Origin of the sequence: Methanobacterium spitsbergense (assembly GCF_019931065.1) — an archaeon.
Taxonomy (GTDB): domain Archaea; phylum Methanobacteriota; class Methanobacteria; order Methanobacteriales; family Methanobacteriaceae; genus Methanobacterium_B; species Methanobacterium_B spitsbergense.
On sequence record NZ_JAIOUQ010000013.1, the window covers coordinates 1 to 21,323 of the forward strand.

At 32.1% G+C, this 21,323-nt stretch carries 24 protein-coding genes; 11 read left to right on the plus strand and 13 right to left on the minus strand.

The window, feature by feature from the left end; genetic code table 11:
* Positions 1 to 414 precede the first annotated feature (414 nt).
* The 3 genes from K8N75_RS10205 to K8N75_RS14135 form a co-directional block, all read right to left on the minus strand.
* On the minus strand, positions 415 to 1,041 hold the full coding sequence (locus K8N75_RS10205) for a type 1 glutamine amidotransferase family protein (RefSeq protein WP_223791952.1): 627 nt from the start codon (positions 1,039 to 1,041) through the stop codon (positions 415 to 417).
* Positions 1,042 to 1,430: 389 nt separating this feature from the next.
* Complete coding sequence (locus K8N75_RS10210; RefSeq protein WP_223791953.1) at positions 1,431 to 1,634, minus strand: hypothetical protein; 204 nt, start codon at positions 1,632 to 1,634, stop codon at positions 1,431 to 1,433.
* The gene (locus K8N75_RS14135; RefSeq protein WP_255590932.1) at positions 1,618 to 1,740 is read right to left on the minus strand and encodes a hypothetical protein; all 123 of its coding nucleotides are present in this window, start codon (positions 1,738 to 1,740) and stop codon (positions 1,618 to 1,620) included. Before K8N75_RS14135 ends, K8N75_RS10210 begins: the two co-directional genes overlap by 17 nt.
* Positions 1,741 to 2,524: 784 nt before the next feature.
* Between K8N75_RS14135 and K8N75_RS10215 the strand changes: the two genes are divergently transcribed.
* Positions 2,525 to 2,947 (plus strand): hypothetical protein, encoded by a 423-nt coding sequence (locus K8N75_RS10215; protein ID WP_223791954.1) that lies wholly within the window; start codon positions 2,525 to 2,527, stop codon positions 2,945 to 2,947.
* A gap of 113 nt (positions 2,948 to 3,060) precedes the next feature.
* Here K8N75_RS10215 and K8N75_RS10220 read toward each other — a convergent pair whose 3' ends face one another.
* Entirely contained in the window at positions 3,061 to 3,879 is an 819-nt protein-coding gene (locus K8N75_RS10220; RefSeq protein ID WP_223791955.1) for a hypothetical protein, read from the minus strand.
* Positions 3,880 to 4,145: 266 nt separating this feature from the next.
* Between K8N75_RS10220 and K8N75_RS10225 the strand changes: the two genes are divergently transcribed.
* Positions 4,146 to 4,835, plus strand: a complete 690-nt coding sequence (locus K8N75_RS10225; RefSeq protein ID WP_223791956.1) for a TMEM175 family protein — start codon at positions 4,146 to 4,148, stop codon at positions 4,833 to 4,835.
* An 81-nt stretch (positions 4,836 to 4,916) separates the two neighbouring features.
* Positions 4,917 to 7,187 (plus strand): phospholipase D-like domain-containing protein, encoded by a 2,271-nt coding sequence (locus K8N75_RS10230; RefSeq protein WP_223791957.1) that lies wholly within the window; start codon positions 4,917 to 4,919, stop codon positions 7,185 to 7,187.
* A 275-nt stretch (positions 7,188 to 7,462) separates the two neighbouring features.
* Here the strand turns inward: K8N75_RS10230 and K8N75_RS10235 are convergent, their stop codons facing one another.
* A complete protein-coding gene (locus K8N75_RS10235; RefSeq protein WP_223791958.1) occupies positions 7,463 to 7,927 on the minus strand; it encodes a putative immunity protein in 465 nt (154 codons plus the stop codon).
* 485 nt (positions 7,928 to 8,412) lie between these two features.
* Here K8N75_RS10235 and K8N75_RS10240 point away from each other — a divergent pair, with 485 nt between their 5' ends.
* The 3 genes from K8N75_RS10240 to larC2 are packed head-to-tail and all read left to right on the plus strand — an operon-like array spanning position 8,413 to position 10,716.
* The gene (locus K8N75_RS10240; RefSeq protein WP_223791959.1) at positions 8,413 to 8,958 is read left to right on the plus strand and encodes a hypothetical protein; all 546 of its coding nucleotides are present in this window, start codon (positions 8,413 to 8,415) and stop codon (positions 8,956 to 8,958) included.
* Between the two features lie 59 nt (positions 8,959 to 9,017).
* Positions 9,018 to 10,193: a hypothetical protein gene (locus K8N75_RS10245; protein ID WP_223791960.1), complete on the plus strand. Its 1,176-nt coding sequence runs from the start codon at positions 9,018 to 9,020 to the stop codon at positions 10,191 to 10,193.
* Positions 10,194 to 10,212: 19 nt separating this feature from the next.
* Positions 10,213 to 10,716 (plus strand): nickel pincer cofactor biosynthesis protein LarC2, encoded by a 504-nt coding sequence (gene larC2, locus K8N75_RS10250; protein ID WP_223791961.1) that lies wholly within the window; start codon positions 10,213 to 10,215, stop codon positions 10,714 to 10,716.
* A gap of 186 nt (positions 10,717 to 10,902) precedes the next feature.
* On the opposite strand, the gene K8N75_RS10255 is transcribed toward larC2, so the two are convergent.
* The 8 genes from K8N75_RS10255 to K8N75_RS10290 form a co-directional block, all read right to left on the minus strand.
* Positions 10,903 to 11,193: a hypothetical protein gene (locus K8N75_RS10255; RefSeq protein ID WP_223791962.1), complete on the minus strand. Its 291-nt coding sequence runs from the start codon at positions 11,191 to 11,193 to the stop codon at positions 10,903 to 10,905.
* Positions 11,194 to 11,492: 299 nt separating this feature from the next.
* Positions 11,493 to 11,645, minus strand: coding sequence for a hypothetical protein (locus K8N75_RS10260; RefSeq protein WP_223791963.1), 153 nt, complete (start codon positions 11,643 to 11,645; stop codon positions 11,493 to 11,495).
* A complete protein-coding gene (locus K8N75_RS10265) occupies positions 11,614 to 12,240 on the minus strand; it encodes an FmdE family protein (RefSeq protein ID WP_223791964.1) in 627 nt (208 codons plus the stop codon). Before K8N75_RS10265 ends, K8N75_RS10260 begins: the two co-directional genes overlap by 32 nt.
* Before the next feature lie 51 nt (positions 12,241 to 12,291).
* Positions 12,292 to 12,915 (minus strand): class I SAM-dependent methyltransferase, encoded by a 624-nt coding sequence (locus K8N75_RS10270; protein ID WP_223791965.1) that lies wholly within the window; start codon positions 12,913 to 12,915, stop codon positions 12,292 to 12,294.
* Positions 12,916 to 12,920: 5 nt separating this feature from the next.
* Positions 12,921 to 13,664: a Rossmann-like domain-containing protein gene (locus K8N75_RS10275; RefSeq protein ID WP_223791966.1), complete on the minus strand. Its 744-nt coding sequence runs from the start codon at positions 13,662 to 13,664 to the stop codon at positions 12,921 to 12,923.
* A 9-nt stretch (positions 13,665 to 13,673) separates the two neighbouring features.
* Entirely contained in the window at positions 13,674 to 14,255 is a 582-nt protein-coding gene (locus tag K8N75_RS10280; protein ID WP_223791967.1) for an FmdE family protein, read from the minus strand.
* An 88-nt stretch (positions 14,256 to 14,343) separates the two neighbouring features.
* Entirely contained in the window at positions 14,344 to 17,142 is a 2,799-nt protein-coding gene (locus K8N75_RS10285) for a chitobiase/beta-hexosaminidase C-terminal domain-containing protein (RefSeq protein ID WP_223791968.1), read from the minus strand.
* A gap of 233 nt (positions 17,143 to 17,375) precedes the next feature.
* The gene (locus K8N75_RS10290) at positions 17,376 to 18,821 is read right to left on the minus strand and encodes a bifunctional metallophosphatase/5'-nucleotidase (RefSeq protein ID WP_223791969.1); all 1,446 of its coding nucleotides are present in this window, start codon (positions 18,819 to 18,821) and stop codon (positions 17,376 to 17,378) included.
* Between the two features lie 332 nt (positions 18,822 to 19,153).
* Here K8N75_RS10290 and K8N75_RS10295 point away from each other — a divergent pair, with 332 nt between their 5' ends.
* From K8N75_RS10295 to K8N75_RS10315, 5 genes are all read left to right on the plus strand, one after another.
* Positions 19,154 to 19,438 (plus strand): ArsR/SmtB family transcription factor, encoded by a 285-nt coding sequence (locus K8N75_RS10295; protein WP_223791970.1) that lies wholly within the window; start codon positions 19,154 to 19,156, stop codon positions 19,436 to 19,438.
* A gap of 31 nt (positions 19,439 to 19,469) precedes the next feature.
* The gene (locus tag K8N75_RS10300; RefSeq protein ID WP_223791971.1) at positions 19,470 to 19,835 is read left to right on the plus strand and encodes a DUF8036 family membrane protein; all 366 of its coding nucleotides are present in this window, start codon (positions 19,470 to 19,472) and stop codon (positions 19,833 to 19,835) included.
* An 89-nt stretch (positions 19,836 to 19,924) separates the two neighbouring features.
* A complete protein-coding gene (locus K8N75_RS10305; RefSeq protein ID WP_223791972.1) occupies positions 19,925 to 20,278 on the plus strand; it encodes a hypothetical protein in 354 nt (117 codons plus the stop codon).
* A 358-nt stretch (positions 20,279 to 20,636) separates the two neighbouring features.
* Entirely contained in the window at positions 20,637 to 20,927 is a 291-nt protein-coding gene (locus K8N75_RS10310) for an ArsR/SmtB family transcription factor (RefSeq protein WP_048190523.1), read from the plus strand.
* Between the two features lie 88 nt (positions 20,928 to 21,015).
* Entirely contained in the window at positions 21,016 to 21,294 is a 279-nt protein-coding gene (locus tag K8N75_RS10315; RefSeq protein WP_223791973.1) for an NADPH-dependent FMN reductase family protein, read from the plus strand.
* Positions 21,295 to 21,323: the final 29 nt, after the last annotated feature.

Genomic DNA, 21,323 nt, shown 5'->3' on the forward strand with positions numbered 1-21,323 from the left:
TAGCACTCAAAATGCAAAAATGGACAACAAAACACGGAAAACATCAACAACCCCCCAACAACTTGACAGCCCCGAAAATATCAAATTATAAAAATCAGACTAAATTTCGATTTTAGTATTACAACATTTTTCGATAAATTTTATAAGATCTTGAATAATCCTTTAAAAGTTTTTTTTAATTAATTGGGGTATGATTAGCTTTTTTAAGAAATTTAAAAAATAGTTGATGAACTTCGTTATAGCCTTATATAACGAAGTTCAATTAGACAAAAATTACAAAATTTCAACAAATTTTTCAAAATCTAATAACTGAAACTACCAACATACAATAACTTATAAAAAAATCCATATTACGATCTTGTGAGTCATAATATATTTTTATAGCGATAAATTTATTTAAAGAATAAAATTTCTCTATGCTTCTTTAAGGGATTCCATTAGGGTATAAAAATACTTTGATTCATTAGTTTTATACAACTGATACCATGCTTCCAGTGTTTCAGCTTTCATTACATTTATTCTTTTTAATACTTCATATGAAAACTCTAATGGGGTAATACCGCTGGCTGTTATTAAATTGTCGTCTGTAACTGCTGGTTGATTTAAATAGAAATTTTCTCCGGTGTATTCAGGACAAAACATTTTTAAAAATTCTATATCATTACTGGCATGTTTTCTATTGTTTAATATTCCTTTATTTGCCAGGGCGACTGTAGCTCCGCAAATTGCTGCAATAATTACTTTTTCATTTATAATACCGGAAACAATATCTATTATTTTTTTATTTTCCTCTTCCATCCATGTATCTGCTCCAGGTAAAATAAGTAAATCATCTTCCTTAAACCGAATATTATCAATACTCTCATCTGGAGTAATTATAATACCGCCCATTGTTTTTATAGGTTCGGTAGTGTTCCCAATTTTTATAAGTTCAACTGAAGGTTTTGTTTTATCCAAATATCTGCCACTGTTTAGTTCTGCTGTCAAATAACTGATTTCCCAATCTGCTAAGGTGTTTAATATGTATATGTATACTTTCATAAAATTTCTTTAAGCATTTAATGTTTATAATTTTATGGTTTTCTGAGTATAAATTGTTGAAAAAATTAAATAGCAATTTACTTAGTCTTAGAAATTAATTTTAACTGTTTTTTACTGAAAACAGAGATATATAGTCTAAATATACTTAAAACCATGAACAATTGGGTGTTTAAGAATTAAAATTATTTAAATTTAAAGCTCTGTTTTAATATATTACGATCATGTGATCAACATTACCATTATATTACGAAGTTCAATTTTCTGCTCACATACCAAAATATATTTTATGTGATATGGGTACAGAATTGTATAAATAAAATAGATTCTGTAATCTTATAACAGAATTATTATGGTCAATAATCTTATAATTTAACAGTATTTGCATATCCTCAGCTCACAGCTTTCTTCACGAGTGCTAAGATCTTCTTTTCTTCGGTGGCAGTCAACTCTTTCAATGTGTAGGAGGTAGGCCACATTTGGCCTTCATCCAAGTTTGCTTTGTCACTGAATCCTAAAGTCGCATATCTAGTTTTGAATTTTTGTGCAGGTTGGAAGAAACAAATAACTTTGCCATCCTTAGAATATGGTGGCATTCCGTACCAGAGTCTCGGCACAAGGGTTGGTGATGATAATATGAAGCCGTTCACCCATTGGCACGATCCTTTTCCGACATCTCGGCAATATTCCCAAGCACAACACTTTCCCCCTCCCCTTTAGCTGTACTTGGATCTCGCTTTTGTTTATTGAGATTTGGTTTTTTCATAACTTTCACATCCAAATATTCTTAATTATATTATATTAGCTAAAAGATTTAGAATTTTCTGATTTCTGCATATTAGAGTGTAAATAAAAAAGTTCAAATTTGCTAGAATAGAAGAATTTTCATAAAAACTATACAGTACTAAAAATAACTATCCACAAATATCGTTTCAAGGTCTATTCACAATGGATCTTTATCGATGCATACAATTTGATTCATTATTATGATCAACGAACTCAACATTCTTTTAGAAAGTCATAATTATTTTTAAAAAAATTTCCATTCTATCATAAAAATTAGAAAATCTTCGAAATACCTATATTTAGTATGTATGGTATAGATGTCCCAGTTCATTTATGATGATTTCATGATATTTCATTTTTTTGATAAATAATCATAAATTTTGAACATCGAAAAAAAAACCAAAGTTCCTCAAATTAATAAATATGATTCGATTATTATTAAATTTATAATTTAGGAGAATTTTTTTTTAAATAATCCTCTTATCTAAAAATTGAACCTTCAATATTTCACTCATAAAGTTCAAATTGATTAAAATACAAAAAAGGATTAGATATTTAGAAATATAAAATATTGAAAATTTGAAAATACTTATTGCAAACTAGAGTTTTGTGATTAATTTTCACAGATTTATTATTTATGAAAATTATTTAATAAAATTTAATAAAGAGTTTTCTTATAATTTATTTTGGAGGCGGATTAATGGATAGTACAGTGAAGATATTTTTTGTAGCTGTAGTTTTATTGTATACAGTACTGGGAGTTGGAGCAATTGGACTCTTACAAGATCATTTTATAACTGATAATGTTGCCACAATAAATCAAGTTAATTCTTCTACAAATAATGCTATTAATAATTTAAATGAGCAGATTAATCCTCAAACTGAGTATATTAGTTCTGAGAAAGCTATAAATGTCGTTCATAAAAAAGTGCCATATTATGATTATACGAGTTATTCAACTAAATTAGTCCAAAATGGTCAGCACCCCTATTATTTAGTAAATGCATATGACCTTAATCCTAACAGTACAAATTATAAAAATGGTATCGGCGGTGCAAAAGTTGATGCCCAAAGCGGGAAATTGTTAGATAATGGAACAATAACCCAAATCGAAACTCCTTAAATTTTTATAATATTTATCTACAATTTGAAATACTATAATTGAGAAAGGAGAGCTGGAGTACTTGTTAAATGTTGAAATCAAAAGGAATTATCCTTACTTTTTTAATTAGAGAATTATTCAAAACTAGGTAAATTCTTGGTTATATTTGCAGTTATGTTGTTAGTCTTATTTTGGAATTGACCTGTGGTTATATCTGTGTAGTCAAAGTTTAATTCACCTTGAACGTATAATTGTTCTAGAGTTTTATAATTGGATAACTCAAAATTTTTAAATGGATCATTTAGATAGGGGAAAATCAACCCATAAACTGTGTATACATAAGCAGGGATGATTCCATACGTATTTGTTAATATTTCAAAATATAGTGGTAATCCACATCCAGGATTTAGATTTGGATTATCCCCTCGTACACTTCCATGCCATACCATGGGGATGGAGCCGTTTTGTCCATTTTCCCGGGCCAGTGTGTAAACATGGGTCATTAAATCATCATAAGAATTGTAAACAACTCCATCAGAGAGATATTTATATCTTCCCGCTGGAACACCGTGCAAAGCCAAATTTAAAGAATCTGATTTATTAATCTGGCTTAGATTTACAGAGCCAAGACCCTGTGTGTCAATATAAGACGCCTCAATAATATACACACTTTTGTTAGTGCCATTATCGCTGGTGTTTTGCCAATAGCTACGATAATTACTACTTCCTGCAAAATGTACTACCAAAGCGCACTTGGATCCTCTTTCTTCGGCATATTCTGCTAAAAGTTGAGAATGTGGATGATCAGGGTACATATCGGGATTTTCAATTTTAACAAATGAAAGTCTTCCTAATGGTTGTATAGGTCCATTTGAAACCTCGATATATGAATAAAGTATAATAATGACTATAACTGCAAATATTGCAACAACAATTATTATACCTTTTCTCATTTTTCCACCAAAATTCTTTAAATAACTTAATAAGATTGGATAAATTACTAATTTAAATAATAATGTAAAAAGCAGATTCTATTATTTATGATAAATATTCCATACCCCATAATATGTTATTCTTTCTATTTAGAATTTTTGTTAATACTTAGGAGGATTAATAATTTCATTAATTTCTTTGTTTTTTCTATTTCATAGTGTGTTTCAGTCTTTAGGGAGGGGTTAAATCATAAATTATAAATATTTTCTATATAATATTATTATGCATGTCTCAGAAATCATCTGAAGTAGATGAAGATCTTAAAAATCGTGTTGAACAAGACAAGGTTCTTAAAAGTCAATTTGAACTTGATATTAGGGATAAAAATCGACTGGAAGCATTTGTAGATGGTGTTTTTGCTATTGCGATCACAATATTGGTTTTGGAATTTATAGTTCCAGTGTTACCTCATTCAAATATAGCTATTTTTAATTATTTGGGCAGTATATGGATCAAATTTCTAGGATATTTCCTGGCTTTTTTTCTATTAGGTATGCTACTCAATAATCATAGTAGACAGTTTAGAAATTTAGAATACGCGGATCAGCAACTATGGTGGCTTAATATAGCATTTTTATCTTTTATTGTACTTGTACCATTGGTTACATCAATTTGGATCGAATACAGTGACACTACAATAGGAGTTTTGTGTTTCCATTTTGATATGCTCATTTCAGGCTTAATATTGTATTTAAACTGGATATATATTCTAAAACATAAATATCTTCTCAGAAAGGATATAACTTCCAGAACAATTACAATTATAAAATACAGAAATTCATCCTTTCCAATCGCTTCGCTTATCGCCATAGGGATTGCTTTTTTCACGCCATTATTTAGTAATGTGGCATATTTATTCATCCTGTTAATTATGTTTATTTCTCCCATTCTTATCAAAAGAAAGAGCGAAAAATAAATCAATTAAAAGTTGGAATAATTTAATTTTATAACTAAATAATTTCATTCAAATATCCTCAATTAAAAAAGGTGTATATCTATGGAAAAATGTTTGGTGTCAGGACAACTGGTAGATGATAAAGAAAACCCAATATATAACATCCAATTAAAGGCCATTGCAGATTATTCTTCAATTTTTGATGATGATCCATTACTGGGAGAAGAGGTAACAGATGAAAATGGTAAATTTGAAATCAATTTCCCTCTAAACTCTAAATTCATTGATGATAAGAATAATAAAATAAAAATAGAATTTTTCATAGATGAAAAGAAGATAATGGATGTTTCTAGAGGTATTCAAGAAGAAATTATTGATTTTGGCATTATAAAATTTGATAAAGGAAATATTGGAGTTAATGGGCGAATAACAGATGAAAAAGGAAATCCTATAGAAGGACTAACTGTAATAGCAGAAGATGAAGATTATGGGAAGTTAGAATTAAATGTCCTGGATTTGGTTGAATTTAAGGTTAAATCTTTTATTAAAAATAAAAATATAATCTCTGATGAAGGAATTTTAGGTAATTCCAAGGATTTCATAACGGATAGATTCAAACCTTTATTATCTCTTAGGGATGATTATTTAGGATCTGCAGTGACCGATGAAAATGGATATTACAGTATCATTTACCCTCAAGAAAGTTACAGAGAAATCTTAGACAAAGAACCAGATATAAAAATAATAGTTAAAGATAAATTGGGAGTATTTGAGATTAGAGAGACAGAAGTTCACAAGAACATAAACAGTACTTTTGAAAAAATAGATGATATAATTATTAACCGTGCCGAGATTGAGGGATGGCAGGTTACATTAAACAGCGATTCACCATCCCGAATCACTTCCAACAATAATTTTGAAATATTAATTGACAATCATCAAGCCTGGGAAAAGATGGTTGAAGTGGTGGATGAAGCAAAGTCTTACATTTATTTAACCCAGTTTGAATTTTACCCGGAATTCATACCAAAATTCTTTACATCAACAGAGGATCCATCTAAATATGAAGCCGACGATTCGCTGACATATAAACTATTAGAAGCCCAAAAAAGAGGTGCAGATGTTAAAATTATTATAAATGAAAATAGGGTGGTCCCTGACAATTACGATGAGTTATATGACTATTATAAAGAGAGTGATGTTGATGTAAGAAGATACCCTGCCAAAGGCCCTTACTCCATGCATGCCAAGGTTCTGGTTGCAGATGGCAAGAAAGCATTTATAATTGGATCCCCATTCACTCAAAGTTACTGGGACACCAGTAAACATGATATTAATGAACCAAGACGATTGGAAAAGAACGAAGGACCATATCATGATGTTTCAACATACTTTGAAGGTCCAGTAATTCATCACTTAGAAGAGTTTTTCATTGAGTTGTGGAATTATCTTTCAGACACGGATTTTAAAGGTGAAAATAAGTTAAGCGAAAATAAATCTTTAAATAAAGAAATAATCAATGTTAACACTTCTGAAAAACTACCTGATTTTAATCCACTTTTAAGAGTTGAAAATGAGTCCTTACAAATTGTAAGATCAATTACTCCCCAATCAATAAGCAAAAGAGGAGAAACAGGAGTACTAGAAGCTTACAGAAAAGCCATTACCAATGCAGAAGATTTCATATACCTTGAAAACCAGTATTTTACCAATAAATACATCATCGGGGCTTTAAAAAAAGTTCTTGAACTTAAACCAGATTTACAGATAATCATGATAATAAACGAAGTTCCAGATGTTCCCACATATCGAAGCTGGCAGCATTACGGCTTCGAAATAATGGGTCTTGATCTACAAAAATTAACCATTGAACACCCTCAAATTGGAGTTTTTGCCAAATGGTCCGGCAAATTCCAAAATGGAAAAAATAAACTGCGAAACTGTTACATCCACAGTAAAGTTGCCATAGTAGATGATAAATGGGCAACAATAGGTACATCTAATCTGGATGGATCATCTTTAAGTTATGCAGAGGAGTTTGGAAGTAGTGAATTATCTGCGAATCATCGTAACATGGAAATGAATGCCATAATGTATGATATGGACTTCCCTCAATCAGATAATATTGAAAACTTTAGAAAAATATTATGGAGTGAACATTTAGGAATGGATATCTCTAACCTGGAGCGTCCTCAAGAAGGTTGGCTAGATTTATGGAAAGACAAAGGTTACGAGAACATTAGTCAATTAGAAAAAGAAGAAATTATCCTCCATGGAGGAATATTGCCCTACAGTACTAAAAATAATCCTAAAGAGCAAATTAAAGATCTTGTAGAACAATACAGGAGACTAAAAGCAAGATTTAATATTTAACAGTGAATATTAAGATATCGAAAAAAATTTCAGGAATAATTAAAATATATAAAGGATGTCTTAATTGGAATTTATACTAATAAACAAAACAGAGCTATTTTCTATTATAATTATATTTTTATTTGGAGGGAAAATGCTCGTCTTTATTTAAAAGTGTGAATATACAACTTTGTGATAATTGTTCAAATGTAAAAAAAATTATTGCATGAACAACTAAAGTTGGAGTAATGATAACTCGCTAAATACTTTCTTAAAGCAGGGAATTGTAAATGTAATTAAATTATTTCAAATTTTTTTGCTTTCCTTGCAGTAAGGACCAAGTCTTTAATTTCTAATGGCAGTTGTTCATTTTGCCATTTTATTTCATCATCTACTGATTTCCCCTCATTTTTTACTGCTTTCAAAGCGTACCAAGCAGCTCCTAACGAATGGTCTGCCATATGGGCCGTTGCAACAGCATGTCCAACAGATCTTGCCACGGCAATAGTACTAGTATATGATGATTCATTTGCCACTGCAATTGCACTTAATGAAGCTTTTCTTGCATGGCCAACTGATGAATTTCCCAGTTTCCACTCTTGAGCTGTATTAAGTGCATTTACTAGTCGTTCATCTACTTTTTCACCGTATAGATGCAATACATGTTCTGAGCAGTCACATGCCCATTGAATTAATTGATAGTGCTGTTCTTTTTTTAAGGGGCCGCCTCGATGTTCAGCAATAAATCGTTTATCTCGCATTCTTGTTTTTCTCCATGTCCTAAAACATTCATCATATATTTGTTACTGTTTTACTGTATTCTAGTAATATCAACCTACTAATATCCTGAACTTAACATTTTCAATTTCACTTTAATATATAATCTGGTGCGGGGATTATAAAAAAAATTGTAATACTTCACATTTATATCAATAATTATTTCCAAAAAAAAAATCTGTTAAATTTTTTTATATTTGCTACTTTAGGGTTTTGAGGATTGTTGACACTAAAACAGAAGCTCCAATGAGCTAGTTACTTTTAATAGAACTTTTCTGAATCAAAAGTTTGTAAATTGAATTATGTATATATAATTTGCCTTATCTACCCCATAACTTGTGAATATTTGCTTAAAGATTATTATCTATCATATAGAACAGGATAATAATTTATATTTATGATTTTAATTTTAAATTCGTTAAATTAATTTACCGTATATACCAATTATAATATATAGAGGTGATTTCTAATGGAGAAAGAAATATTAGCAGCTATTATGGCTTCAACATCAGATGTAGATATGATGACGAATGACAGGATAGAAGCCCTAACAAAAGGACATGGTATGTTAAATATTGCTGCAATTTGTGCAGCCAACTCTATTGCTGAAGAAGTTTTGAGGGGAACGGAAATAAGACTCACAGATCATAATGTTCAGCAATTACCAATTGATGATGTACTAAAAAAGGCTATTAATTCAGCAGAACTAGCAGGAGCTGATCCTGCAAACGCGGCTTTATTAAGTGCAACCCTATGTTATCTTGCAGGTACCAACGCCCAAGCAGGAGTACCAGCGGGTAACCGAAAATTAGGGGCCATGGCAAGAATGATTGCAGGTGTGGATCGCTGTGGGGTATTGGCTATTCCAACTGCAAAGGTAAATAACAAAATATCAGGATATGCTGCAGTGAAGGCAATATATGATGACATCTTTGATGGTAAACTCACACAAATTAATGGAAGTATTATACCATTGGGTGTTGGTGGAGGGCCGTTAATGGGCATGGTGCTTTAGGGGAAGATATTGCATTCCCTGAAATTGCAAAAAATGGTGCAGCAGCAGGTACAAAAGGTATGTTAAAAGCATATGCAAATGTTGGTATGCCTCCAAGCCCCATTACTGCAGCAATATTTGGTGTTGCAGCTATTTTAGAAATTGTACATCCTGATTCTGAGGTGGGAGAAAGTTACGGTGAGTTCTTTAAGGTTAACAGTGCACAAATTGCAGGACTAGGAGCTGTTGAAGCATCAGGATTACCTGAAAAGTTACATATCAGAGGAACTGATGAAGAATATGATACAGCTACATTGGTAGGTGATCTGGGTGTTATATTAAAGGATATTGGTGGACCCACAGTAATAGGTATGATGGCATTTGAGGAAATGCTTTCTGCATTTGAAGAGTCACTAGCAATAGGTGCCGGATTCTCTGGAGGGCCGCTACAACCACCATTAGGACATATGACAGCAGATGCTGTACTGGCAATGAAGGTACTGATAAGTAGCGATGGTGATATCGAAAAAGCAGCTGATAGGATAAAGGAAATTAAAGAAAAATTCTGGCTTGAACCAGAAGTAGCTAAAGTGGCTACCAATACCATATCTCGAAAATCTGAACAAGTAAAAAGGGGACCAGTAACTAAAGCAATGATATTAGCTACAGATGGTGCAGTTGCTAAAGCAGTATATGACAGGGCGAAGTTTACTTATGATAAATTAAATGAGGGAAAAGATATCACTGAAATTGTGCGAATGCTTGATGATGAGAAGTTAAATAATGTAGAAACAGCATGTAGTGCTTTATTCAGTGGAATGATGGGTAAGGATATAAAAATAAATGTCACCAGCTATCAAGGATGTGCCAGAAGGAAGAAAACAGATTTCCTTGAAAAATATTGTGGTTTTGATACCGATGCAACAGTAGAAGTTACAATTGATGGGGAAAAAATTGTATTCGAAGGGTTATCTCATAAAGTGATACCAGATGCTGTTATGAATAATAAGAAAGAGTTACTCGAAGCAATTCCATTAGGAGCTGTACCGGTTGTGGAATTACAGCTTAGTGGTCATACCATCATAAACATCATAGTACCTGCAGCAGTTGCAACGTTGATGAACAAAGAATTAACACCACGGGAAATCGCTAGAAAAGTTGTAGCAGATGCATATATATCATCTGCGATACCTGGAGGAATTCAACGAGCTGAAGAAGTGAGTAAACGTGCAATAAAAATAATGTCAGAACTTTAATGCTTTTGGTGTAAAAAATATGTTATTAATGATTACAGTGGATGATTTGCCAGCCGAAGGTCTGCCATATATCATCGAAAAAACCATTGAAACAGGTGCTAAAAATGTACATGTTCTAAATGCTATCACAAAAAAAGGAAGAATGGAATATATCTTCCTTGTTGATGTCAATAAAAAATCATTTGAAGATGTATCATCTTTACTAGCTTTAGAATTAGGTACATTAGGAATAAAAACTTTAAGTACTGAGCATACTATGCTCCCATTCGAGATAATATCTAGAAATGTAACAATTAAAGCAAAAAATGAACAATATGAATCAAAGGTGCAAGTGAAATATCTTAAAAACAAAGATAATCAGATAATATCATTAAAAGCAGAGTATGAAGACATCAAAACTATGGCAAATAATTTAGAGGATCATGGAATAATAATTCCTCTCTCTAAATTAAAGACATTAATAGAAGCAGAAGCGTATAAAAAAATACTTTTTGATAAAGAGATAGTGATAAAAGTTGATTAAAAAAAGCGTTTTTATACATAAAAATTCAAATAACCCTAAATAGGGATATATCGAGTTTTTCAATTGAATGTAAGATTTAATTTCTTATTTTTTTTTTATTTTTAAGATGGTAAATACTGATTAATGGTTTTTTTAGAAGCATTTATCTGGATAAAATCTATTCTTTTTTGAATTCGATTCTTACACTTATTTTTCAGAAATATCAAAGTCATCGACGATATTTTTTAGTGCCTCTTGGAGTTCTGTTTGTGATTTATAGATTGTTGTCTTTATGTCTTCTGCTTCATGGTCCATGTTTGCCAAAACTTCCTTAGTCCGTTCATGGTTATTATCCATGATATATTTTAACCTTAAATAATTCTTTTTAAGTCTTTTTTCCACCCTCATTGAGAATAATATTGCAAATATTGCCAGTATAATTGAAGTAATACTGGATATGATAGATACAATAACTACTATATCTGCCAATTTTTTCACCTAAATTAGTAAATTTTTATTTAAATTTTTAATATTAATCTTCATATATGATTTATTGGAAATCATTTTAATTAGGACGTATTTTATAATTGTTTTTAAAATCATAATACCATTTGTAACCAACAGATCAATTATATAATACTGAATGTGAGTTTTAATAAGGTTATTAAGATAACTTTCGGTGAAAGTATTATCTATAAATTTTGCATTCATATATTTCTTCATTATTTAATATGGAAATTCAAAATATATAGATACTATCAAAATAAATTAAAATTAAAAAATATTTTAACAAGACTTTACAAATTCCCTTTCAGCCTGTTTTTTCTCAAATAATCATCAATAGCCCTTCTAATAAGATTTCCAAGAGGAATGTTATCTTTTTGCGCTGATAATTTTTTAAGATCGCTGTACATATCTTCAGGCAGCTTCATTGTTATCTGTTTTTCCATGTTTATCACTCATAAAATTATTTTTTTTATTTGAACAAGGTATGCATATCGATTTATTGTCCCATGAAACAAATGATTCTCCGCATATCTCACATATTATTACATTTTTCTTCTTTTTCTCATGAACTTCCACATCAACAAATTCCCAAGTGTAAACATCATCATCGGCTTTTATAAGTTCTAGAATAGCTTCTTCATGGGAGACTTTTCTCTCGTTCATATACCATGCATGGAATATGGGATAGTTAATGGTTCTTGCAGGATCTAAGAATATTCGAATGCCTTTAACATGCGTTTGCCCGGGCTTGCCTCTTTTATTTATGGTTACGGTCATCTTATCGTAATTATTGATTTTAAGTCCTTTGTTTCCGATGGTGCATCCACATAGTATTTGGAATGGATCCGGCAGGCAATTAAGGGTTTCACATGTCACGAAAACCCGATCTCCATTCTCTATGTTTAGTAATTGACTGGTTATGTTTAGCATCTGCAATCCGATGAAGGCTCCTGTGCTCAGATGACCATGAAAAGGAACTATCTTTTTTATTTGGGCTAAAAGTTCAGGATCATCTATTTTTTTTAATATTTCGTCCATTTTTTAATCACCTAAAAATAAATTCATTGGTTATTTTATTTTTATCTTAATTTAATCCCTTTTTTTGTGTATTATAACCCACAAACCGGAATCATTGTTTATCAAAGAATAATCTTTAATTCCTGCATTATCTACTGCTAATTTTAATGTATTTATACTAATTTTGGGTGGACTCTTGTAAAAATTTTCAGATGAATCTTCATTTATTTCCTTAAATTTGTTTTTTATTTTTTCTTTTAATTCACCACTTCCAAATCCACCACCAATATAACCTCCTCCATCAGGTTTTAAAACCCTAAATATTTCTTTAAATCCGGATGATAAATCTTTCCAAAAGAACATAGAGCCTCTACTTATCACTAAATTCGCGAATCCATTTTCAAATGGCATGTTGAGTACGTCACCATTAATGGGAAAGATCCTGTTTTTCAAGCATTCTGTAGTGATGTTTTGTTCTGCTATTTGACACATTTCCTCTGATATGTCCATGGCATATATCTTGAGGCTGGTGATTTTTGCAAGGGCAATTGAGAGTGGTGCTGGACCAGTTCCTATATCAATACATATTCCTTTATTAATTCCAAATTTTTTGGTAATCTGATTGGCTATAATGGGATATGTTGGTGAATATATATTTTTAACTTTTAAATCCAAATCATGGGGGTTTAATTCCATATTAGTTAACCTTCTAGTACTCTAAATCCGATCTCACCTTTGCAAACACGGGTGTTGATCATACCTCCACTCTGGCTGATCTTTCTAAGTACAGCCTCTGGATCCAATATTTCAACTCCGGCCAGCATGTCTGCACCATAATCAAACAGAACATCACTCATGGGGGTACTTGGTCCCATAATAATTGTGTAAGCATCTTCTTGTTTTGCTAATTTAAGATAACGTTCCAATCCTTTGTTTATAATGGTAGAACCAGTTATAACGATTATATCGCTGCCAGGAAAAATGTATTCTGCAGCTGCTTCTGTTACTATTCCTTCTTTTGGATTCAGGAGTGTTGGATCCGATTCTAGTACCCATAATTCTTTAGCAACGGATCTTATTTCGTTGGTTTTAGGGAATTTTCCTATCATGGTAACTTTTTTATTTTTACTTTCCTCTATGATGATATCTTGAGCATTGATATCCTTTTTCCCCTTTGGTTTTATAAGGGAGTTTATAGCTGCCAAACCAATACTGGCCTCAACTAAATTCCATGATCTAACATATTCTGCTAGTTCTAAAGTTGATTTATTGGTCAAATCTCCCATATCTTTGGTATAATTCCCATGAACCACCGGGATGCCATATGTTTTGGACACTCCACCGTATTTTCCATTAACACACGTCCATGATACTCCAACTCTCACATCTTTTACTGGGGAGTTATTTTCATTTCCTGATTCTATTAAGTCGTTGATTAGTTTCATATTATCCACTTATATTTTCTGGTAGTAAGGACTTTCAGCACAAGCTTTACAAAGTGTTTTTCCATCAATGATAACTTCTCGCTTGTCTAAAACCCTGTCTCCACACTCTTCACAATATGCTCTATATTTAGGGAAGCCTGGAACATCATGTTTACCTATGTCTACTTTAACTTCTTCAATTACTAATAATTCTTCTTCTTTGACTTTGGAAAGCTTTTCTACCATCCCTTTCATATCTGGTTTTGCATTTTTTGTTTTATCATCAGATTGTGGTGGTTCACGAGGTCCTTCAACAGTCGAAACTCGCACAGCTTTGCCAGTGGATAAATCCAAGAAAGTTGCTGCAAATTTGCCATAATCTTTATATTTAAGGGTACGATGCCCCATACTGATCCCAGTTACAGCTTGAACTGCGTCGGCCATGCAGCGGTCTATTTCTACATAGACCATTAGATCTCGATTTCTTTCCATGGGGTCCATACCTAATTCTCTCATTCCTACCATTGCAATTCTGGTTCCTATAACTATCCCTGGACATATTTCTCCATGGAAATTTCTTCCTTTCTCCAGTAATATATTGAAATCGCTCATATTTCTTACCTCTAAAGTTTTTTGGTGAATTTAATAATAAATTAAAAATCCATTTTAATAATAAAAAAGAAAAAAAGGGAAAATGGGGTTATTTTCCTGTTCCTCCTGCCGTTAATGTGGACATTATCCGGTATCTTCCAAGATACACTAATATGGCTATTAGGGCTAGGAAGATTGCTCCTAAGATTATTCCAATAGGATTTCCTGATCCATTGTTTGTTGTTTTTTCCGTTGTTGTGGGGATTGTTGAGGTTTGTATTTGGTTTATCCCCTCTGTTGTTGCTTGTTGGAATCCATTTGCTATAGTTGATCCTAAAGTTCCTAAAATCTTTACTGGTGTTATTGGAGTAACAGGGGTTACTGGTGTTATTGGAGTTATTGGAGTTATTGGTGTTACAGGGGTTATTGGAGTTACAAGAGTTGTTTTGTCTATGGTGTAGGTTTGTGACTCGACTGAAGAGAAGTTAATACCTTGGACAGCTATGTATTGTAGGGTTGTTGTTTTACTGATTGTTATAGGTCCTGTGTAGACTGTACTTTGGGTAGTTGGTGTAGTTCCATCGGTTGTATAGTAGATGGTACTTCCAGGTTCAGTGGTTATTGTTACAGTTTGATCCGTGTTATAAAGTCCCGACTGAGTATCTACAGATATGTTTGGCACATTATAATTCAATAAATAATTTATTGGGTCTGTACCTGCGCTATTCAAAGTATTTACAAAATCTTGATTCATGTTGTTTAGGGTGACTGCTGTACTAATTGCATTCGTAATCACTCCTGCTTCAGGTCCATTATTCCACACTTTGTCCAAATGCCAGAACATATCAGCTTCTTGAGCATATAGGGCACTTGTGTAACCATCGTTTGCTATTGCGTTTGTGATGCTATTGGTGTCATATGCTATCAGTATTGATCTACCTGTTTGGGTGACATCATTCCAGATAGTTACTATAAGCTGGTAAGCAGAGTTACTTGTCTGTCCTACGGAATAGTAGGTACCCTGTCCTGGGGAAACGCCCCATGCAGTTGTTCTACCTGATATTTGTCTGTTAGTTTCACCGAAAGCTGTCAGAACAGTTAGTATATAATATTCGTTTGGACCTAGGGGGTATTGTCCCATTAAATTCATTGCAAGATCATATTCTTTGGTGGAACAGATGCATCCAACGCGAGCTATGGTTCTTAGGTAACTGAATGGAGCTCCAGCTGACCAAGCGTATAGTAATCCTGCTGGTGCAGGTATAATGAAACCACTACTTAAAATTCCATTTTTTAAATTTACTGGACTCATATCTAGACTAGCACGGGCAGTATTGTAAGTGCCAGTGACACTGTCATACGTGTAGGTTGATTTCACACCGTTCAGTACTATATAATCAATTGCTCGATTTTCACCAGAATGTTGGGCATAGGCTTCTATACTGTTCTGAGTAGTAGCTAAGAATATTGCTGGTATTTTGTCAGACCACATCCACGGATTTCTGATGGTTAATATATTGTCAATTGTAAACCCTTCTGCATTGCTGTAACCAGCTGCAGTTAATGCTCTGTTAGCTGCTTGGACTATTCCATCTATGAATCCTACTAAAGATATAGTTCCTAGATGATTCGTGTAGTAAGGTGCTAAGCTTACAGCAACACGACCGTTAGCCAAATCTTCTGCGGTGAACAGATGTTGGGTGTAGGCATAGTTGAAAGCATCTTGGCCTAAAGCGTTCATTGTATCATAATCTGTGATGGGAACGACATTAGCTATTTGAGTCCATCCTCCTGCTACGTTGGTCAAACTGTTTATGTAGCTTGTATCGATTCCATGTCCGTAACCAAGGGATGTATCATACCATAAGTATTTGATGTTATTTGGATTCACGTTTTTGAATGCTAGGACACTGTAGAGCTCTTGTGGATTGGTATTGAGTTTGTTTAATAACCAAAGGTTGAAATTGATTTCGCTTAATGTTCCTTTTTGCACTGTTCCAAATGAACTGGTTAAATCATTTCCTTTCATTAAAGCTAATACTCCAGAATTTGCTGTGTTGTAGTTAATGAAAGCTGTTTCACCTGCGGGACTGCCACTTGTTGAAAAAACCATGTCGTTAAATCCAAATGCTCCATAAATTGGTGAGTCATCGTCCAGACCACCTGCGGTGGTAATAATGTAATTTGATCCAATCATTCCGCCGGTAGGATTGGTATATTTTAATGCAAAGCTTTTAGTCTCGGCATAGTTGGCAATGGTTCCCTGATTGATGTTTTTATTGGTGAATGTCATGGCCATTAGATCTGCAGGTGCCCCTGCTTTCCATAAGTTGGCTATGTTAGCTATAGCAAATCCATTACTTCCTAAAGCAGTTATGGACTTTTGTAAATCTTTACTACTCTGGGTTGTACCAATATTAACAGTTTTACTAGATGTTATTGTTCCAGATTGGCTTACCGAAAACTTTTTGGCCATCAAACCGCTGCTACTATCAGATACAAGCGTATACCATAATTGTCCATTTGGATCATTTATGATAAGGAGATTTCCACTACCATAGGTGATCTGTTTTTTACCATTAAGTTTAGTGGTTGAATCAACAATGGCCTGTACACTATCTTCAGTGGTTTTACCGTTTAACTTAGATGTACTGGCTGTTGTAATCAGCAAATTTCTATTTGAAGTATCTAACTTGAGGCCTCCAGTGCCTTTGTCTGCCAATGCTTGCTGAGCCACGTCTTGACCAATGTGATATTGAGCGCTACCTGTATTTACGTGAGTTGCTGCAGAAGATGCTCCTATCGATGCTACTGCGAACAAAAACGTTACTAAAAGTAGCATAATTAGTTTTTGCACATTTTCACCTCCTCTTATTTTATTCATATTTCTTACTCCCATTTTAATCATATTTTTTTCCTCCAAATTTTATGATAAGTTCATTCTTATCATGATATTCTCTATTCCATATGTATATTTAAACATATCGATTAACAAAAAATATGTTAATTGGTTATTATTAAGCTAAAATTAGATAAAACTAGCTAATATATGAAATTAACGAACTGAAAATATTTATAACTAGCCAATTTTATTCAAATAATTATATCAAAATAAGAAATGTATCTCTATATGAATAGTCTTTATACAACTGTCATAGTGCCTTGGATTTCTGTTTTAATGATTGGATTGTTAGACAAATAATTTTGCAATACTTTTACTGCGTGCACGTCTAATTGGTTCTTTTTTTTACCATATTTAGAAGGTACTCCTTGACTGGTAACATAAACCGCCTTGTATATTTGATCCATTTTTATTTTTTTTCCTTCAACAAATAGTTCTTGGATACGATATCCCTTGGGATTTTCTACTTTGAAATAGATATTAATACCCATGCATCGCTTCAAATAACCTCCCATCTGGTTATATGGATCATTAGAAAATAGATGTTCCAAATTTTCTTCCATCATTATCCAAATTTCTTGGCCTGTCAATTCAACTGTTGAAACAGGAGGATTTACTGGAATTATATTGTAAAGATCATTTAGGGTAATTTTTCCCGGCGGAACAGGTGCACCATATCTCCATCCATTAGAAAATGCTAGTTGGGCATTTGTTTCTTCCAAGAGACTTTTTAAAAGAAAGTTATCCATTGTTGATTCCAACACAGTATTCCGATTAAGACCTGTCTTAGTATAACCCATAACTTGACTTAATATATCTCTATAAGGATTTAATATTTGATTTATAATATTATTAGCATCAGGATCTGGTTGGATATCTTCAGCTACAGTGATAAGCCTGTGTTTGAATTTTACTATTTTTCCTTGTGAGATACTTAGATCTAGCCTTCCAATAAAAGAACCGTGACATCCTGATTGTATTAAGATGGTATTATTCACAATAGCAGGTTTGTAAAGTCGATTATGTGTATGTGAACTTAATAATATATCAATACCATCAACATCCATGGCTAATTTCATTTCCTGTGGAAATCCTAAATGTGAGATAACTACAATTAGATCTACTTTTTCATCATTTCGTAATTTTTTTATATAGTATGGTAATTCTTCATTACCCATGGTGAAGTATATTCCTTTGCTGAAGTTTGATGGCATGACTTTATCGACTATAGTTGCTGCAATACCAATAATTCCTATCTTCAGTTTACCTATTTCTTTAATTATCCATGGTTCAAATAAAAGCTCATTATTGGACTCATTATAACAGTTAATAGCTAACAGGGGATAATTCAATTTTTTTGTTAGTTTTTTTAAATGTTCAGGACCATATGCAAATTCCCAGTGTGCTGTCATGGCGTCGAAATCCAAATAATTCAAAATAGGGATTAATGCTTCGCCTTTGGTTTTCACTGCAGCATAAGTACCGTGAATGGTATCTCCACAATCAAAAACTAATGTCTTATTGGGATTTTCAGCTCTAATTTGATTAAATATGGTAGCAATTCTTGCGTAACCACCTGCTAACTTATATTTAGCATGATCACCATCCCAGAATAATTCTTGATGAATATCGAGATAAGCATGGCTATCATTCATTTGTAGAATAGTTAAATTTTCCTCTAACATTTACATTCCCCATAATACTATCTCACTCATCTCTAATTATTTTTTCTACAAATTAAGTTAGAAAATATCGATAACTCCATAAAGATAACATTATTTATGATGTATAATTTTTTCATTTAATACTGCCTATTTTATATAATTATAATTTTATATTAATGAAATTTTTATTTTAATTGGATAAAAACGAATAATATTTAAATAGAACCCTCAGATAATAGGAAATATACCTTTAAGTTTTTAATCTAAAAAAAATGACATTTATAATAGATTTTGAGATGGTTTGATTTGGATAAACTCATATCTAACTTAGAACATAATAATTAATGATTTTCATGAAGCGGATTCTGTGGTATTTGATAGCTGGAAGTAGAGGTGGGACTAATAGGGCTAGAATAATTGAAGCTCTTCATGATAGGCCTTACAATGTTAATCAACTTTCTTTAGAACTTGATCTGGATTATAAAACTATTCAACATCATATCAAGATCTTGAAAGACCACAATATTCTTGTTAATTCTAGTGGCGAGAAAAAATATGGGGAAATGATATTTTTAACGAATCGTATGGAAGAAAATTACCCCATATTCCTTGAAATTCAAAGTAAAATGAAAAAATAAAAAAATATATTCGATGGTTGAGGTGATTGAAATGCAAGTAGGAGGACAAGGATATCAGGGAGGAAATGGAACGGGAGAGGGATTAGGAAAAGGTCTAGGAATGCAACTAGCAAACTCCCAAATTATCACAATTGATATTATCATAGGAATTGGAAACATATGCCTCTTAATCATCTTATTATACATGTACATTGGAAGTTATAGAGATTTCAAATCGAAATTTACCTTCGGACTTCTAGCTTTTGCCCTCTTACTACTTCTACAAAACCTACTATTTACTGGATTTCTTCTAACATATCAAAGTTTTAGAGGTCCAGGCATGGGTACTCCAATCTTCTTTTTAAATATAATAGAATTTTTTGCACTTTCAATCCTTATCTGGGTTACTTGGGAATGATCTGGTACAAATCTGGGTGAAAACTCGGAATATTCATTTATATGCTCTAAGACAATCTTTAGTCACCCAAGAAAATGGAGGTGAAAATTGTGAAAAAAGCAGCCCTAATTTGTGCCATGGTGTTGATCATCAGTATTGTGCCTGCATTTGCATTGAATCAAACAGCAAATAACACTACAGCTCAAGTTCAGAATCAGACAGGTACATGTGATCAAACTAAAGCACATACCCAAGACAAAAATCAGACATGTCAAAAAGATGGCACAGCATGTACAAACGGTGTATCCTGTGACGGAGACCAGCACAAGTACCAAAATGGACAAGATAATGCCAAAACAGGTACAGATACCAGTACACAGCACAAGTACCAGTATGGTTTAGAAAATACAGTTAAACCAAGTATTAGTAACCAGTACAAATATCAGAACGGTCAGAAAAACTGAACCTCCGATATAACCCTGGTGAAAACACCTAATATACGAAATAAAGCTTTAAATAGGGAATTAATCCCTATTTAAACTATTTTTAACATAATCTCCTTATCAATTAAACATCTTCTTAATAAATGAAGTTATGAAGTTTAAATGATAATTTAAAATATTTATGGGAGTTTTTTCCTTGATAATAACCTAATATTCTTTTAAAATTTAGTATCAATATTTTTTTTATTTCGAATATTAATTAATAATTTTCAATGTATCATGGATTGTCCTAAACAAAACATTTATATAGAATTTCCACAACACTATATTATTACTTTGATATTTATCGAATTATAGAATTTTAATCATGGAGTAGTCAATGGAAACAAAAGAAATGGCCAAAATATTTAAAGCTCTATCAAACCCTAATAGATTAGAATTATATTTACAAATAGTTAAAAAGCATGAAACAAGTTATAAAACAAACTGTGAATGTTTAATAAGTGAAATTGCTGAATCATTTAATATAGGAGCACCTACAATTTCTCATCATCTTAAAGAATTAACCAACGCTGAATTAATTTTTACTGAAAGAAAAGGTAAATATTTAGTTGCCAGAGTTAATGAAGAAATAGTTAACGAAGTAAATGAACTTTTAAAGCTACAATAAAAATCTTAATTATTTATAATATTTATAATTCAAAAATTTGTAAAAAAAAGTAAACCATAATGAAAAAAAGTAAGCAGGTAAAAAAAAAATGGAAACTGCAGTAATTAACAAGCCAATATATCAGGGAAACACTAAAGAAATGGCTGTAATAGTGGCTAATTCTCTGGAAGCAGAATTGTTGGATTTAAAAGATTTTAATCCCTATGAAATGAAGGGATATGATATAATAGGATTAGATTCACAATTATATTGGTTTAAACCTCATAAGTTGTTAAGTAAATTTATTGAAGAGTTAGATAAGGTTGGAAACAAAAAAGTTTTTATATTATCAACAAGTTCATATCGGAAACACTTATTAGATGCTTAAATAAATTTTAGCCAATAGAATATTTGGAG